Here is a 16047-nt window from a genome sequence, read left to right on the forward strand (position 1 = left end):
GGCCGTTCGAGCTCAGCCGGTGGAGGCGGTCACGGTGGTGTTGGCGTCGAGTTCGCTGCCGGTCGGCTTGGCGTCGCCGCTGTGCGCGACGACGAAGTCCTCGCCCAGCACATCCTTGGCCACCCGCAGATGATCGAGGTCTGGCTCTCCGCACTCGGCGACATGGCCATCGATGGCCTTCATGATGCGCTCCACCGTGCCGTGGTCGTGCCCCAGGCGCTGCTCGGCGTAGACGGCCACGCCCAGCTTGAGCAGCAGTTTCTGCGCGCGCCGGTGCTCGTTCCACTCCTCGATGGCCTCGACGCCGATCGTGCCGTGTTCGACGGCGGCGGCACAGCCGGTCGGGTCACCGCGGCGAGATCAGAGAATCTTGCCGGTGTAGAGACGACGGGTTGTCGCGACGATGAAATCCGTAGACGAGTCGCCGTCGCCGATCGGCGCATCGGCCAGAGGCTCTCGAACAGCGGCCGGACGACTTAGACCAGCATCAACGCCGCACGAGGGTTGGCTGCCGGATCGAGCCGACGTCCGGGGGAAAAGTGGGGGGATGGCTCCGTGCCCCCTCGGACCCATGCGCAGCGTAGGTTCGAGCCCATGTCCTGCCATCTCAGCCACGGTGCGTCGATCGAGCACGGCGACTACCTCACCCCGCCGGCCTCGTGACCCCTCACGCCGATCCGGAACCGGGTATCAGGTGACGGACGGCGTCGGCCTCGTGGCGGCCCTGGGCGCGGCCCGCGTGTGCCGCGGCATCCCGGACCGATGGGTCGAGGGGATTGGGGCCCATCGCGGCGAGGGACGCCTCGTCAGGGTGGATGACCGTGACGGTGGAACCCCGGCCGCGCAGCTGTTCGACGACCTCGTCCAGCGGGCCGCCCCAGGGCGGGACCGGGGCGTCGGCGGGGACGGGGGACAGGATGAGGACGCGGTCGTATCCCAGCGCGAGGTCGGCGTTCTCGTTGGAGTGGGCGCCGCCGTCGACGTACTTGCGGCCGTCGATGGAGACCGGAGGCCAGATCCCGGGAACGGCGCAACTGGCCGCCACCGCGTCGACCAACCCGACGCCGGACGCCGGGTCGAAGATCCGCCGCTCGCCCGTCTCCGCGTCGACGGCGACGATGGCGATCGGGCGTTCCGGCCAGTCGAAGGACGGCAGACGTGAGGCGATGGCCTCCCGTCGTTCCTTCTCCGGGACCGTACGGGCCTCTCGCGCCCACGCGCCGATGCGGCGGCGCATCTCCAGCGCGTCCTCCGCCCCCGCCATGACCTCCGCGATCGTCGAGGCATAGGCGGGCAGGTCAAGCTCGGCGGGGATCTCACGCGCCTGCAGCGCGGGGTCGACCTGCCGCCGGAACAGCTCCTCCAGCGGCAGGCCACTGCCCACCTGGGCGGTCACGGCGGATCCGGCCGACGTGCCGACGATCAGATCGGCGCCGAGCACGCCGGCGCCGGCGTCCGCCAGGCCCACGAGGACCCCGGTCTCCCAGGCGATCCCCGCGACGCCGCCGCCCCCGAGGACCAATGCGCTTCGTACGGTCATGTCCCCATCCTGACGTCCGGCCCCGGCCGGGCGCTTCCGCGTCCGTGGTGATCGTTCTCACGGCGTGCGCCGGGAATTCGCCCGACCGGCGGCGTGGGGTAGGTTCGAACGCGGTTCGGTTCGTTCCCTGGAGCGCAGATGACCCTCAGCTCGCCCGCCGACGTCCGTGAGCGTCTCGCGGCCGTCGACTACCTGGCCGACGACGCGATCGCGACGACCGTCTACCTCGCCGCCGCGCTCGGCAAGCCGCTCCTGGTCGAGGGCCCCGCCGGGGTCGGCAAGACGGAGCTGGCCAAGGCCGTCGCCTCGATCACCGACGCGCGCCTCGTACGGCTCCAGTGCTACGAGGGCCTCGACGAGGCGCGCGCCCTGTACGAGTGGAACTACAAGAAGCAGCTGCTGCGCATCCAGGCGGCCGGCGACCAGTCGTGGAGCGCCACGCACGACGACATCTTCAGCGAGGAGTTCCTGCTGGAGCGGCCGCTGCTGACCGCCATCCGGCGCACCGATCCGACGGTCCTGCTGATCGACGAGATCGACAAGGCGGACGTCGAGGTCGAGGGACTGCTCCTGGAGGTGCTGTCGGACTTCCAGGTGACCATCCCCGAACTCGGGACGATCACGGCGGCGCGCCGGCCGATCGTCGTGCTCACCTCCAACGCGACCCGCGAGCTGTCCGAGGCGCTCAAACGGCGTTGCCTCTACCTGCACCTGGACTACCCGTCCCCGGAGCGCGAGCGCGACATCGTACGGGCGCGGGTGCCCGGCATCGACGAGACCCTGGCGGCCCGGCTCGCCCAGGTCGTCGCGGTCCTGCGCGAACTGGAGCTGAAGAAGCCCCCGAGCATCGCCGAGACCGTCGACTGGGCGCGTACCCTGCTGGCGCTCGGCCTCGACCGGCTCGACGGGGAGGCGATCGCCGCGACCCTGGGCGTCGTCCTGAAACACCACTCCGACCAGGAACGCGCGCGCAAGGAGGTCGTCGCCGGCGATGCCGCGGCTCGATGAGATCCGGGGGTCGTGATGGCCCTGCTGGACCGCCACCTCGGGTTCGTCGCGGCGCTGCGGGAGGCGGGCCTGCCCGTGTCGCTCGCCGAGGGGCTGGACGCCGTTCACGCCCTGGCCGCGATCGACCTCGCCGAGCGCGAGTCGCTCCGCGCGGCGTACGCGGCCACACTCGTCAAGCGGCAGGCGAGCCGGGAGGCGTTCGACACGCTGTTCGACCTGTGGTTCCCGCCGGTGACGGGCAGTCCCGAGGAGGCGCGGGAGCGCCCGGCGTACGGCGACCCGGAGGTGCGGCGGCTCCGTGACGAGCTGAGCCGCCTCCTGCTGGACGGCGACGACGACCTCCTGCGCGCCTTCGCCCGCCAGGCCGTCGGCACGTACGGCCGCGGGTCCGGCGGAGGGGCCGGTGAGAGCCGGTGGTTCTCCTACCAGGTGCTGCGGACGCTGTCCCCGGAGACGCTGATGGCCGGGCTGCTGACCGCCGTGCTGACCGAGCGCGGCGGCCTCGACGAGAAGGTCGCCCGCCGTACGTTCACGCGCCGCGTCGAGCGCTTCGAGAGGCTCGTCGCCGAGGACGTACGGCGGCGGATCGCCGAGGACGGCGGCGCCGAGAAGGCCGCCCGCGGCGCCGTGCGGCGGCCGCTGGACGAGGTGGACTTCCTCCGGGCGACGCGCGCGGACCTGGCCGCGATCCGGCGTGAGATCCATCCGCTGGCCCGGCGGCTCGCCGCCCGCCTCGCCCACCGCCGCAGGCACGGCAGGCGCGGGCGACTGGACTTCCGCAGGACCGTGCGCGCGTCGCTGTCGACCGGCGGAGTCCCGCTGACCACGCACCACCGGCCGCCGCGCCCGCACAAGCCCGAGCTCGTCGTCCTCTGCGACGCCAGTGACTCGGTCTCCTCGTTCGCCCACTTCACGCTGCTGCTGACGTACGCGCTGCGCGAGCAGTTCGCCCGGGTCCGGGCGTTCGCGTTCATCGACGACCTGGACGAGATCACGCGGTTCTTCGCGCCGGGCGCCGACGTCGTCGAGGCGATGACCCGGATGACCCGGGAGGCGCGGCTGGTCTGGATCAGCGGGCACAGCGACTACGGGCGTGCGTTCGGCGTCTTCGAGGACCGCTACGCGGACGCCGTCACGCCCAAGACGTCCCTGCTGATCCTCGGGGACGCCCGGAGCAACTACGGATCGCTGAACCTGGAGACGGTCGAGCGGCTCGCGGGGCGGGCACGGCACGCGTACTGGCTCAACCCCGAACCCGTACGGGACTGGGACACCGGGGACTCGGCGGCCTCGGCGTACGGGGCGGTGGTGCCGATGCGCGAGTGCCGCAACCTCACCCAGCTCGCGGACTTCGTCGAGTCCCTGGCGTGAGCTGCCCGCCTTCGGGGGCGAAGGAGGTTCGGGGCGGGTTCTCCGGGTAGCTCCTTCGCCTGTCGGACGAGGCAATGCCGCGCGTAAGAGGAGTTTCCGTGAATTCGGTGATCGACACCGTCAAGGAGAACGAACGCGAGTACAGCCAGGGCGAGCAACGGCCGCTGCGGTCCTACGCGGGGACGCTCGCCGTCTACGGCGTGGCCGTCGGCGGCGCCGCGCTGGTCGCCCGGTTGACCGGGCGCCGGGCCCCCCGTCTGGGGTTGTGGGACGTCGCGCTGATGGCCGTCACCACCCACAAGGCGTCCCGCACGCTCGCCAAGGACTCGGTGACCAGTCCGCTGCGGGCCCCCTTCACCCGGTACAAGGGGACGGCCGGCCCCGCCGAGCTCGCCGAGGAGGTCCGGGGCAAGGGCGTCAAGCATGCGATCGGTGAGTTGATCACCTGCCCGTTCTGCATGGCGCAGTGGATCGGCACCGCCTACGCGGTCGGGATGACCTTCGCACCGGACGCGACCCGGCTGGCCGGGGCGACGATGACGGCCGTGGCGGGCGCCGACTGGCTTCAGCTCGCCTACGCGCGACTCCAGAAGGCCGCGGAGGGCTGAGACGGCCGGCGGGCCGCGATGCGCGGCAAGCCGGGAGGCACGACGGGCCGGGAAGCGCGACCGACGGGCCGCGGTGCGCCGGGAGCCGGCGCGTGGGGTGCGGCGCGTGCACGGACGGCTGCGGCGGGTGCCGGAGAGCCGTTCGCTTCGGCGGAGCGAATCGTGGGTTTGGGACAGTCTCGGCGGGTAGGCGGCCAGCATGGACCTTAGCTTCCTCAAGTCGCTGTACGACAGTTCGGGCCCGTTCGCCTCCGTCTACCTGGACATCAGGCGGATCACGGAGGACGCTCCGAAGGCCATCGAACTGCGCCGCAAGGCCCGGCAGCGGGAACTGGCCGACCAGGGAGCCCCGCCCGCGATGATCGAGGCGATGGCGCGGCTCGTCGATGAGGAGAACGGCCGGCGGGAGTCCGGCACCCTCGCGATGTTCGCGGCGGACGGCGAGGTCGTCCACCATGAGGTGCTGCAGGGGCCGCCGCCCGTCGAAGTGGCCCACTACTCGCGGCTTCCCCACGTCAAGCCGATGCTCGTCCAGCGCGGGGAGCCGATGGCCTACGTCGCCGTCACGGTCGACCGGCTCGGCGGCGAGCTCACCTGCGTGTCCCGGGACGGCCACCGACGCGTGATCCACGTCAAGCCGGAAGAGGACTTCCCCGTCCGCAAGACCAAGGCCGGCGACAGCTTCCGCACGGACAAGCAGCAGCGGGCCGCCGAGGAGGTCTGGCGGACCAACGGGAAGAAGGTCGCCCACGAGATCGCCGTGGCCGTCGACGACCGCGGCGCCGACCTCGTCGTGCTGGCCGGTGACATCCGCGCCCGCAAGGCCGTCGAGGGAGAGCTGCCCGAGGTGGTGCTGGCGCGCCTGGTCGACGCCGGCGGAGCGGGCCCGTCCCTGGAGGACGAGATCGCCCGGGCCGTCGAGCACAAGCGCGAGGAACAGCGCGCGGCGCTGCTCGGTCAGTTCGACGAGCAGCTCACCAAGAAGGGGCGCGCGGTCGAGGGCCTGGCCGGTGTGACGGACGCGCTGCGCAAGGGCCAGGTCGCGACCCTGTTCCTGGAGGACCGGCCGGACTCGCCGGCCACGCTGTGGGTCGGCCCGCACCCGACCGACGTCGGCACCTCGGCCGGGCTCCTGCGCGAACTGGGCGTCACCGACCCCGTCGAGGAGCGCGCCGACGCCGCGCTGATCCGGGCGCTGGCCAGCACGGACGGGGAACTGCGGCTGCTGCCGGCGGAGTCGTTCCGGGCGGAGGCCGGCGTCGGGGCGTTGCTGCGGTATGTGGACTGAGCGGCCGGGGAGTCACGACCGATGACCGAAGCGGTGATCTTCGATGTCGACGGCACGCTCGTCGACACCAACTACCTGCACGCCGTGACGTGGTGGGAGGCGTTCCGGCAGTACGGCCACGGCGTCGACATGGCCGCCGTCCACCGGGCGATCGGCATGGGGTCCGACAAGCTGCTCGATCAGCTGCTGCCGGACGACCGTGACCGCGGCGAGGACGACGCGATCCGCGCGGCCCACAAGACCCTGTACCGCCTGTTCTGGAAACGGCTGCGCGCCTTCGACGGAGCCGCGGACCTGCTGCGTGCCTGTGCGGCGCTCGGCCTGAAGGTCGTCCTGGCCAGTTCCGCGGAGGGCGACGAGATGGAGGCGCTGCGCGCCGCGCTCGACGCGGACGACGCCATCACCGCCGCGACGTCCTCGGCCGACGCCGAGGAGAGCAAACCGGCTCCCGACATCGTCCAGGTGGCCCTGGAGAGGGCGGGCGTGCCGGCCGACCGGGCGATCTTCGTCGGCGACACCGTCTGGGACATACGGGCCTGCCAGAAGGCCGGCCTGCCGTGCATCGCCGTGCTGACCGGCGGCATCGGCGCGGACGAGGTCCGGGAGGCCGGTGCCGTCGCCGTCTATGACGGACCGGCGCACCTGCTCGCGGAGCTCGACCGCAGCCCGATCGCCGGGTGACCCGGGGCGCCCGCCTCGCGGACGGACGAGGCGGGCGCCCCGGATCGGGGCCGGCTCACGGCAGGAGGACGTCCAGGAACGTGTTACTGAAGACGCGGTACGGGTCGTACGTGTTCAGCGTGGCCCGCGCCGCGTCGAAGCCGTCGCCGGCGGCCTGTCCCGCGTTCACGGCGCTGCGGACGGTCGAGGTGAGCACGGTGGTGTCGGCCCATGCCGCGTCAGTCGTGATCGCCCACGCCTTGGACCACTCGGGGCGTACGGTCGCGTACGAACCGGTGTAGTTGGCGAAGATCCACTGCTCCATCTCCCGATAGAACGCGTTGCACTGCGGTGTGCCCGGAATGGTCCCCATGTCGAGCCAGACGCAGACGTCCCACTCCGGGTGGTCGGGGCGCGGCCGTACCGACGAGAGCTGTGGCGTGACCGCGCCGCCGACTCCGGTCTCGGACGGCTGGTCCAGGCCGGTCACCCGGATCTCGACCGGGCCGTTCATCGGATACCGGCCCTGGGCACGGTAGGCGTTGATCCGGGAGACGTACCGGATGTAGAACTCGCTGACGACGCGCTGGACGTTCGCCCGCGCGGTGAGCACGGCGTACCCGGCCTCGACGATCCGCAGGGTGGTCGGCTGGACGTACAGCAGGGTGTTCTTCGACCAGCCCCAGACGTCCCACGTGCCGGTGGTGATGAGCCCGGAGCCGACGATCGACATCTCGAGGTTCTCGAAGGCCGGGGTGACCGACACGTCACCGGCGACGATCTGCTCGATGTAGTCGGACTGCTGCTGGTCGATGAAGTTCGCGAAGGTGTAGTTGTACGGGGCGGTGACCTGCTTCGACAGCAGGGGCTTGGACGGGCTGACCGTCCAGAGCTTGATCCACGGGACGGTCGTGAACGGGAACCAGATCACCTCGATCCGCCCGCAGGCGTCCAGCAGGCTCGCGAACGAGTTCGACCCCGCGGCGGACGGCGCGGCGAAGACGTCGGTGACCTGGATGTCGTACCGGCTCTGGCAGCGCAGGCGCTGGTTGACGCCGACCTCCAGGGTCACCTCGGTGACGAACGCCCGGCCCAGGTGGGTCAGGAACGCCTTCATCGCGGGATCGGTCCGGGTGAACGTCTTCAGCGTGAACGCGTTCCCGCTCCAGACGACCGCGGTGAGGGACCGGATCAGGTTGCTCAGCGAGCCGTAGCCGGTTCCGGGGAGCCGGCTCTCACCCTGGGCGGGGATCGCCGAGCCGTGCGCGTTGATCGCCAGCGCGCCGCCCAGGGTGATGTCCCCCGGGGCCGGGATGGCCGCGAACCCCAGCCCGGCCGTCTCGAGCGCGGCGAGCAGGGCGTCCATCGTGACGCCGGTCTGGGCGGTGACGGTGGAGGAGCCGATGCCGACCGCCGTCAGGTGCTGCGTCGTGTCGACGAGGATGACCTTGCCGGTGTCGGCGCCGTTCGGCAGGAGGATCGGCGACCAGTTGTGCCCCATTCCCTTCGGCCGGAGGCGGTAGCCGTTCTGCTGGGCCCAGTTCGCCGCGGCCACGACGTCGGCCGGGGTGGTCGGCGCACAGGTCAGTGCGTTCTCGATGGTGATCTCTTCGGACCAGTTCTGGTAGGCCTGCCGGTACAGCGGCAGGGGGAAGCCCGGCGCGTCGGCTCGGGCGGGCACGCGGAAGGCGGGGATCCAGGTGGTGAGGGCGGCCGCGCCCGCGGCCGCGAGCAGGCCACGGCGGGACAGGTGGGAGGAGGAGTCCATGGGTGCTCCCGGGGGGAGCGGCGGTCCGGGACGGCGGACCGCCGGAATGCAGCGAGAAGACGGCGGGTGCCGGCCTGAGCGTCCCGCCGGGTGACTCGGCCGTGGAGGGGACCGAGCCGTCAGAGCGCGTGAGCGTCGACGCTTGCGCCGGTTATACGGCGGCCCGAGCTCTTGGTCAAGCACTTGCTTGGTGACACGTGTCCTGGCGTGCCATGTCCGGAACCGGCCTCGTGATCGGCCGCTCCTCGCCGGACGCAGCCGTCATACTCGGCTCGGCATCCGATCATCACGCTGGGAGGCGACGGTGGGCGAGGTCAGCCGACGCGGGTTCATCGCCGGGACGGCCGGGGCGGTGGCGGCGGGCGTCGTCGCGGGCGAGGCCCTCACGGAGGGCCGGGCGGAGGCGGCCGTCCGCCTGCCCGCGCCGCAGCGATCGGGCATCGACCACATCGTCGTCGTGATGATGGAGAACCGCTCCTTCGACCACTATCTCGGCTGGCTGCCGGGCGCGGACGGCCGGCAGGCCGGGCTGACGTACACCGACCGCGACGGCGTCCCGCACGAGACGCACCACCTGACCGTGCCGCACGGCTGCGGGTTCAACGACCCCGACCACTCCTACGAGGGCGGCCGGGTCGAGTTCAACGCGGGCGCCTGCGACGGCTGGCTGCGCGCGGGCGACAACGACCTGCTCTCCATCGGCTACTTCGAGGCCGCCGACCTCGGGTTCTACGGCCGGGCGGCGCGGGACTGGACGGTCTGCGACCGCTACTTCGCCGCCATGATGGCCCCGACGTTCCCCAACCGGTTCTTCCTGCACGCGGCGCAGACCGACCGGCGCACGACGTCGGTGGACAAGCTCGCCACCATGCCGACGATCTGGGACAGTCTGGCCGCGAAGGGCGTCAAGGGCCGCTATTACTACAGCGACGTGCCGTACACCGCGCTCTGGGGCACGCGCTACCTCGGGATCAGCCACCCGATCGCGGAGTTCTACACGGCGGCCGCGACCGGGACGCTCCCCGCGGTCTCGTTCGTCGAGCCGGGCTTCCTCGGCGAGGCGGTGCCCGGCCTGTCCGAGGACGAGCACCCCCTCGCCGACATCCGTCTCGGTCAGCACTTCCTGGGCAAGGTGCACGATGCGGTGGTCTCCGGCCCGAACTGGTCCAGGACGGTGCTGGTGGTCACGTACGACGAGTGGGGCGGATTCTTCGACCACGTCGCGCCGCCCGCCGGCCCGGACCCCAACCCCGATCTCGGCGCGGGCCTGCGCGGCTTCCGGGTGCCCTGCGTGGTCATCTCGCCGTGGGCCCGGCGCGGCCACGTGGCGCACCACGTGTACGACCACACGTCGATCCTGAAGATGATCGAGTGGCGGTTCGGCCTGGCTCCGCTGACCGTACGCGACGCGGCGGCGCGCAACCTGGCCGAGGTCCTCGACTTCGGCCGGCGGCCCCGGCTCAAGGTCCCGAGGTACGACGTGCCACGTCCGCTGACCTTCGGCTGCGTCCTCCCCGACCACGCCCATTCCGGCGAGGACTGGCCGGACCTCGCCGAACTCGCCCGGCACCGCCGCTTCGCCACGCCCTGACGGGCCGCGGCCCCGGCCGGCGCGTGACGCCCCGACGGTCCGGCCTGAGGGCGGGGGCGTTCAGGCGGGGGTCAGGACGTAGTCCTCCCGGTGGGCGCGCCGCGTGCGGGCCCAGTACTCGAAGGTGAAACCGGGCCACAGCGTGCGGTTGACGCCGTGCTCGTCGAGGTACCAGCTCACGCAGCCGCCCTCGTTCCAGACCGCCCGGCGCAACCTCTTCTGCAGGCGGTCGTTGTACCGCCGCTGGGCCTCGGGCCGTACCTCGATCGTCTCGGCGTTCTCCTGCGAGAGCATGCGCAGGCAGCTCAGCACGTGCTGCACCTGCGACTCGATCATGAACACCACCGAGGTGTGGGCGAGCCCGGTGTTGGGACCCAGGAGCAGGAAGAGGTTCGGGAAGCCCGCCACCGTGACGCCGTGGTGGGCCTCGATGCCGTCGGCCCAGGCCTCCTGGATCTTCAGCCCGTCCCGTCCGACGATGTGCTGCTCGGACAGCGCCTCGGTGACCTTGAACCCGGTGCCGTAGATGATGACGTCCACGTCGTACGCGGTGCCGTCCGCGGTCACCAGCCCCGTCTCGGTGATCTCCTTGATCGGCTCCGTGACCACGTCGACGTGCGGGCGGGTCAGCGCCGGATAGTAGTCCGAGGACAGCAGGATGCGCTTGCATCCGATCGTGTAGTCGGGGGTGACCTTCGCGCGCAGTTCCGGATCGTCGATCTGCCGCTCGATGTGGCGGCGGGCCCGCCGCTCCATCGGCGCCATGAGCCGCGGGTCCAGGGCGAAGCCGACCGCGCGGGCCTCCAGACCCCAGTAGATCGCGTCACGGAAGGCGCGCTGCGCCCCGGGAACGTGCCGGAAGACGCGCCGCACCCGCTCGGACAGCAGGAAGTCGGGCTTCCCCTGGACCCACGGCGGCGTGCGCTGGAAGACGTGCAGCCGGCCCGCCTCGTCGGCGACCCGCGGAATGAACTGGATCGCCGACGCTCCGGTGCCGATGACGGCGACCCTCTTCCCGGACAGGTCGGCCGAGGAGTCCCACTGAGCCGAGTGGAAGGCCGTCCCCTGGAACCGCTCGGCGCCGGGGATGTCGGGAATGGACGGCACGTGCAGGGCGCCGATCGCGGAGACGACGGCCTTCGGAGTGAGCACCTCGCCGGACGCCAGGGTGACCCGCCAGTGGCGGGCCGTCTCCTCCCACTCCATCGCCTCGACGGTGCAGCCGAAGCGCAGGTGCGGGCCCAGGTCGTACTTGTCCACGCAGTGGCGCAGGTAGTCCCAGATCTCCGGCTGCGGGGCGAACATCCGCGACCAGTCCGGGTTCAGCTCGAAGGAGAAGGAGTACATGTGCGACGGCACGTCGCACGCGCACCCCGGGTACCGGTTGTCGCGCCAGGTGCCGCCGAGGTCGCCGGACTTCTCCAGGATCACGAAGTCGTGGAAGCCCGCCCGCTTCAGCTGGATGGCCATGCCGAGGCCGCCGAATCCGGAGCCGATGATCGCGATCTTCACTGCGCCTCCCGGGCGGCCGTCGCTCTCGTTCGGAGTTACCACTAGTAACTTACCAGCGGTAGGTTACCGTCGGTAGATGGTGAGATAGAGTTCACACGTGATCCGCAACGACTCCGTGAAGCCGCGCCGCACCCGGATGTCCCGCGCCGACCGTGAGCGGCAGATGCTCGACGTCGCCGAGGAGGTGTTCGCCGAGCGCGGCTACGGCGCGGTCTCCATGGAGGAGATCGCCGAGCTCGTCGGGCTGTCCAAGCCGATGCTGTACGAGTACTTCGGGTCGAAGGAGGGCCTCCTGCTCGGCGTCATCCGGCGGGCACGGGGAGAGCTGCGTGAGGTCACCGAGCGCGCGGTCGAGGTGGGCGGAACCCCCGAGGAGATGCTGCGGCGCGGCTACATCGCCTACTTCCGGTTCGGCGAGGCCCACCATCGCGCCTGGCTCGTCCTCCTTCAGGAGCCGGTGCTGGTGCGCAGCGCGGCCGAGGAGATCGAGGGGATCCGCCGTCAGCAGAGCGAGATGATGGTCGGGCTGCTCGCCGCGCACCTGCCGGACCGGCCGCGCCGCGCCCTGGAGGCCTACGCCGAGAGCGTCATCGGCGCCTGCGAGCGGATGGCCCTGTGGCGGGCGCGCAACCCGGAGGTCACCCCCGAGGAGGCCGCCGACCACCTCATGGACCTCACCTGGACGGGCCTGGCCACCCTCAACTCGTCAGGCGGGAGCGCCTGACCACGACGGGTCTCTGAACCGAGAGTGGTCGATTGAACACAACCGCATCGTTTATCAGCTGCTCCTGCAGCTTCTCGCCGTAGTACAGGGTCAAGGGCGGCAGATCTGGAATGACATCACGCTCTTCCTCGGGCCGCAGCGGGATCGCTACCGGCCGGATTCGACCGTGGTACCGGCCGAGCCGAAGATGTGGGCGAAGGATCATGTCTACGGTGACCAGGTGCTCCTCGTGGTCGCGGTGGTATCGGCGAGCAGCATGACCGACGACCATGAGGTGAAACCGCGGCAGTACGCGGCGGGCGGCGTGCCGCTCTGCCTGGTGGTGGACGCCTTCGCGCGCAAGGTCCGCCTGCTGTCCCAGCCGGGGGCCGATGGCTATGAGCGGGAGACGGACGTCGCACTCGGCCGCCCGCTCGACCTGCCGGAGCCCTGGAAGCTGACCATCGACACCGCCGCGCTCGCGGAGTGACCGGTCCGGGCGAGGATCAGCCGATCGTGCGCCAGCACTGCTCCTGGACGAGTTCGCGACTGCGCCAGCCATCGGGCGTACGGACGAGCCGGTGGTGATACCAGCCGCCGCCGCGGACGAATCCGGGCTCCGTCGCGGCGACCGTCGACCGTGAGGGGGCGAGGGTGTCGGCGAACGACGCGCTGAGCCGCGCCTCGTCGCCGTCGACCGTCATCGTCACCGCCCCGATCAGGTGCTGCCGGCCCGGCCAGGCCGCCAGCACCTCGGCGAGCCAGCGCTTGACCGCCTCACGGTCGCCTCGCACGCCACCGGACGCCGAGAAGTCGATGATCGCGTCGGCGGTGAAGACGGAGTCGAGGAGCGCCCACTCCCCGCCGTCGACGGCCCGGACATAGCGGGCGAGCACCTCACCGAGCGCGAGCCGGTCGGAGATCTCCTGAACGTCCATCTCCGGATCATCCGTCTCGCCAAACGAACGATCAATACCCGAACGGTGCTACGAGCGGTGATCACCTCCGAACGGAGGGACACTGCGGTCGGCTGCCACTGGGGGAGGCGCGATGCGACGCGGTTCGACCACGCGGACCGGGAACGGACGGGCGGGGAGCGAACGGGACGGGGACGATCGGGCACGTGCGGAGCGCGGCGGAAACGGGCGGGCCCGCGACCGGGATGCCCGCCACGGGCGGGCCGGAGACGCAGGGGCCGGAGACGAGCGGGCGCGGCAGGTCCGGGACGAGGCGCGGCCGGCGGACGCGGGGGAGGGCGCCGTCGTCGGGGAGATGGCGGCGCTGCCCTGGCAGGCGCACTTAGGGGAGCTGGCAGCCACGAGCCTGGCGGGCATGAGCCGCCGGCTGCCCGCCCTGGTCGGCGCGGCCATCCGCCTGGCCTGGCGGGCGAGCCGATTCGACACGACGGCGACCGTCCTGCTGAACCTCGCCGCCGGCGTCTTCACCGCGTACGGGCTGCTGGCCACGTCCGGCGTGCTGACGGCGCTGTTCGCCGGCGGGGCGACGCCCGACCGGGTGCGGGCGGCCCTGCCGGCGCTGGCGCTGGTCGCGGGGGCGGCGGCGTTGCGCTCCGGGCTGCAGGCGGGGGCGGGCTGGGCGCAGGCCCGGCTCAAACCCAAGGTCAACCGCATGGTCGAGACCCGCCTCTTCGACCTGACCATGCGGGTGGACCTGACGGCCTTCGACGACACCGACTTCCACGACGCCATGCACCGGGCCCGCCAGCGGGGCCTGTACGAGGCGTCGGCGGTGGTCCAGGAGGCGATCGACATCCTGACCGGCCTCGTCGGGCTCACCGCGGCGGCCGGGGCGCTCGGCCTGCTCCATCCCGTACTGCTGCCGCTGCTGCTCCTGACGGCGGTGCCCGACGGGTGGGCGGCGGCGCGATCGGCCCGGATGCGTTACCTGGCGATCTTCACCTTGTCCCCGGTGCGCCGGCGCAAGTGGGTGCTCGCGGAGCTGATGGCGGACCGGGACTCCGCCGCGGAGATCCGGGCCTTCACGATGCGCGGTTTCCTCGGCCGCGAACACGACCGGCTCGGTGCCGAGGAGTGCGGGGTCCACGTCGGCCTGGCCCGTCGGCAGACGGTCGTGCAGGTGCTCGGTGAGATCGTCGGTGGTCTGGCGACCGGGGCGGTGTACGTCGTGCTGGGCGTGCTGCTCGCGACCGGCGCCGTGCCCCTGCCCGTCGCGGGAACCGCGGTCCTGGCGATCCGCAGCGGGAAGACCTCGCTCGCCTCGCTCCTGTTCGCGGTCAACCAGTGCTACGAGTCGGGCCTGTACTTCGCCGACTACCTCGACTTCTGCGCCCAGGCCGAGCAGCGGATCCCCGAGCCGCGGAACGGACCGGTGCCGGTGACCTTCGCCGCCATCTCCGCCGAGGACGTCTGGTTCACCTACCCGGGAGCGGAGGAGCCCAGCCTCCGCGGCGTGTCGGTCCGGATCCGCGCGGGACAGGTCGTCGCCCTCGTGGGCGAGAACGGCTCCGGCAAGACGACGCTGGCCAAGATCCTGGCCGGTCTGTACCGGCCCGACGCGGGCGAGGTCCGCTGGGACGCCGACCGCCTGTCCGAGGTCGACCTCGAACGTCTCCGCGAGAACGTCGCGATGATCCCGCAGGACTACACCCACTGGCCGATGACGGCACGGCACAACATCGCCATGGGCCGTACGCCCGACGACGCCGGGATCGCCGAGGCGGCCAGGGCCTCCGGGGCGGATGAGGTCATCGAGCCGCTCTCCCACGGGTACGGCACGCTGCTCGACCGGCGTTTCAAGGACGGCCATGAGCTGTCGGGCGGGCAGTGGCAGCGGATCGCGGTCGCCCGCGGCTTCTACCGGGACGCTCCGCTGCTGATCTGCGACGAGCCCACCGCCGCCCTCGACGCCCGTGCCGAACACGCGCTGTTCGAGCGGATCCGCGGCCACGCCGACGGCCGTACGGTGCTGCTGATCACCCATCGGCTCGCCAGCGTCCGCCACGCCGACCAGGTCTACGTCCTCGACCACGGCAAGGTCGTCGAGGAGGGGCCGCCCGCTGCGCTGCTTGCGGCCGGCGGCGTCTTCCGTGAGCTCTACGATCTGCAGGCGCGGGCGTACCGGCTGGAGACCGGACGGCCCGGCGAACGAGATTCGGGGCGATGAGCCCGGCGGGCGTCAGAGGGTGGCGTGCCGCCGGATCCACTCGTACATCGCGACGCCGCTGGCGACACCGGCGTTGATCGAGCGGGTGGAACCGAACTGGGGGATGTGCAGGACGACGTCGGCGGCCTCCCGGGCCTCCTCCGACAGGCCCGGCCCCTCCTGCCCGAACAGCATGAGGCACGCGGTCGGCAGCTCCGCGCTCTGGATCGGACGGGATCCGGGCAGGTTGTCGATGCCGATGATCGGCAGGTCGCGCTCGCGGCACCAGGTCACCAGGTCGCTCGTCGCCGGATGGTGCCGTACGTGCTGGTAGCGGTCGGTGACCATGGCGCCGCGCCGGTTCCAGCGCCGCCGGCCGATGATGTGCACCTCCGCGGCGAGGAACGCGTTGGCGTTGCGGACGACCGCGCCGATGTTGAAGTCGTGCTGCCAGTTCTCGACGGCGACGTGGAAGGGGTGCCGCCGGGTGTCGAGGTCGGCGACGATCGCCTCGTTGCTCCAGTACCGGTACTCGTCGACGACGTTGCGCCGGTCGCCGCCCGCGAGCAGGGCCGGGTCGAAGCGCGGGTCGTCCGGCCAGGGCAGCGGATGCGGCCCGACCCCCACCGGCTCGGTCTCGCTCTCCGGAGCGCCCACCGGCGCCACGCCGTCTCGGGGACCGGCCACGGTCCCTGCGCCGTCTCGCGGGTCGATCACGGTCGCCGCGCCGTCTCGCGGACCGGCCACGGGCGCCGCGTCGCGTGGCGGAACGAGATGAGGCGCCGTGGTCTGCTCCGGGCTCGTGCGGCTCGTCGGATCCTGCGGGGGGTGTGGTGCGACGTCGGACGTCATGCGCCCGAGCATAGAAGGTCGTC

The 16047-nt window shown here is 71.9% G+C and carries 15 protein-coding genes; 10 read left to right on the forward strand and 5 right to left on the reverse strand.

Features of this window, described 5'->3' with window-relative positions; all coding sequences use genetic code 11:
• Nucleotides 1-129: 129 nt before the first annotated feature.
• The gene (locus NDW01_RS14885) at nucleotides 130-480 is read left to right on the forward strand and encodes a hypothetical protein (protein WP_252820883.1); all 351 of its coding nucleotides are present in this window, start codon (nucleotides 130-132) and stop codon (nucleotides 478-480) included.
• Between the two features lie 187 nt (nucleotides 481-667).
• On the opposite strand, the gene NDW01_RS14890 is transcribed toward NDW01_RS14885, so the two are convergent.
• Nucleotides 668-1540 (reverse strand): patatin-like phospholipase family protein, encoded by an 873-nt coding sequence (locus NDW01_RS14890; protein ID WP_252820885.1) that lies wholly within the window; start codon nucleotides 1538-1540, stop codon nucleotides 668-670.
• A 138-nt stretch (nucleotides 1541-1678) separates the two neighbouring features.
• On the opposite strand from NDW01_RS14890, the gene NDW01_RS14895 reads away from it, so the two are divergent.
• The 5 genes from NDW01_RS14895 (at nucleotide 1679) to NDW01_RS14915 (ending at nucleotide 6496) form a co-directional block, all read left to right on the forward strand.
• Complete coding sequence (locus NDW01_RS14895; protein ID WP_252778190.1) at nucleotides 1679-2548, forward strand: AAA family ATPase; 870 nt, start codon at nucleotides 1679-1681, stop codon at nucleotides 2546-2548.
• 15 nt (nucleotides 2549-2563) lie between these two features.
• Nucleotides 2564-3919: a vWA domain-containing protein gene (locus NDW01_RS14900; protein WP_252821447.1), complete on the forward strand. Its 1356-nt coding sequence runs from the start codon at nucleotides 2564-2566 to the stop codon at nucleotides 3917-3919.
• Between the two features lie 98 nt (nucleotides 3920-4017).
• The gene (locus tag NDW01_RS14905; protein WP_252820886.1) at nucleotides 4018-4527 is read left to right on the forward strand and encodes a DUF1360 domain-containing protein; all 510 of its coding nucleotides are present in this window, start codon (nucleotides 4018-4020) and stop codon (nucleotides 4525-4527) included.
• Nucleotides 4528-4726: 199 nt separating this feature from the next.
• On the forward strand, nucleotides 4727-5815 hold the full coding sequence (locus NDW01_RS14910) for a baeRF2 domain-containing protein (protein WP_252820889.1): 1089 nt from the start codon (nucleotides 4727-4729) through the stop codon (nucleotides 5813-5815).
• Between the two features lie 21 nt (nucleotides 5816-5836).
• Entirely contained in the window at nucleotides 5837-6496 is a 660-nt protein-coding gene (locus NDW01_RS14915) for an HAD family hydrolase (protein WP_252820891.1), read from the forward strand.
• 55 nt (nucleotides 6497-6551) lie between these two features.
• Here the strand turns inward: NDW01_RS14915 and NDW01_RS14920 are convergent, their stop codons facing one another.
• Entirely contained in the window at nucleotides 6552-8243 is a 1692-nt protein-coding gene (locus NDW01_RS14920) for a cholesterol oxidase substrate-binding domain-containing protein (protein WP_252820893.1), read from the reverse strand.
• A gap of 304 nt (nucleotides 8244-8547) precedes the next feature.
• Between NDW01_RS14920 and NDW01_RS14925 the strand changes: the two genes are divergently transcribed.
• Nucleotides 8548-9834: an alkaline phosphatase family protein gene (locus tag NDW01_RS14925; RefSeq protein WP_252820894.1), complete on the forward strand. Its 1287-nt coding sequence runs from the start codon at nucleotides 8548-8550 to the stop codon at nucleotides 9832-9834.
• A 60-nt stretch (nucleotides 9835-9894) separates the two neighbouring features.
• Here NDW01_RS14925 and NDW01_RS14930 read toward each other — a convergent pair whose 3' ends face one another.
• Nucleotides 9895-11304, reverse strand: a complete 1410-nt coding sequence (locus NDW01_RS14930; protein ID WP_252821449.1) for an NAD(P)-binding domain-containing protein — start codon at nucleotides 11302-11304, stop codon at nucleotides 9895-9897.
• 139 nt (nucleotides 11305-11443) lie between these two features.
• On the opposite strand from NDW01_RS14930, the gene NDW01_RS14935 reads away from it, so the two are divergent.
• Both NDW01_RS14935 and NDW01_RS14940 read left to right on the forward strand, forming a co-directional pair.
• Nucleotides 11444-12070, forward strand: coding sequence for a TetR/AcrR family transcriptional regulator (locus tag NDW01_RS14935; RefSeq protein ID WP_252820896.1), 627 nt, complete (start codon nucleotides 11444-11446; stop codon nucleotides 12068-12070).
• A gap of 31 nt (nucleotides 12071-12101) precedes the next feature.
• Complete coding sequence (locus tag NDW01_RS14940; RefSeq protein ID WP_308211715.1) at nucleotides 12102-12539, forward strand: Uma2 family endonuclease; 438 nt, start codon at nucleotides 12102-12104, stop codon at nucleotides 12537-12539.
• A 16-nt stretch (nucleotides 12540-12555) separates the two neighbouring features.
• On the opposite strand, the gene NDW01_RS14945 is transcribed toward NDW01_RS14940, so the two are convergent.
• On the reverse strand, nucleotides 12556-12987 hold the full coding sequence (locus NDW01_RS14945; protein ID WP_252820897.1) for a nuclear transport factor 2 family protein: 432 nt from the start codon (nucleotides 12985-12987) through the stop codon (nucleotides 12556-12558).
• A 112-nt stretch (nucleotides 12988-13099) separates the two neighbouring features.
• Here NDW01_RS14945 and NDW01_RS14950 point away from each other — a divergent pair, with 112 nt between their 5' ends.
• Nucleotides 13100-15193 carry an ABC transporter ATP-binding protein gene (locus NDW01_RS14950; RefSeq protein ID WP_308211707.1) on the forward strand — a complete coding sequence of 698 codons (2094 nt, stop codon included), beginning with the start codon at nucleotides 13100-13102 and terminating at the stop codon, nucleotides 15191-15193.
• Between the two features lie 12 nt (nucleotides 15194-15205).
• Here the strand turns inward: NDW01_RS14950 and NDW01_RS14955 are convergent, their stop codons facing one another.
• Nucleotides 15206-16024, reverse strand: coding sequence for a TrmH family RNA methyltransferase (locus tag NDW01_RS14955; protein ID WP_256511886.1), 819 nt, complete (start codon nucleotides 16022-16024; stop codon nucleotides 15206-15208).
• Nucleotides 16025-16047 lie beyond the last annotated feature (23 nt).

Source organism: Actinoallomurus soli, from assembly GCF_024055715.1.
Lineage (GTDB): Bacteria > Actinomycetota > Actinomycetes > Streptosporangiales > Streptosporangiaceae > Actinoallomurus > Actinoallomurus soli.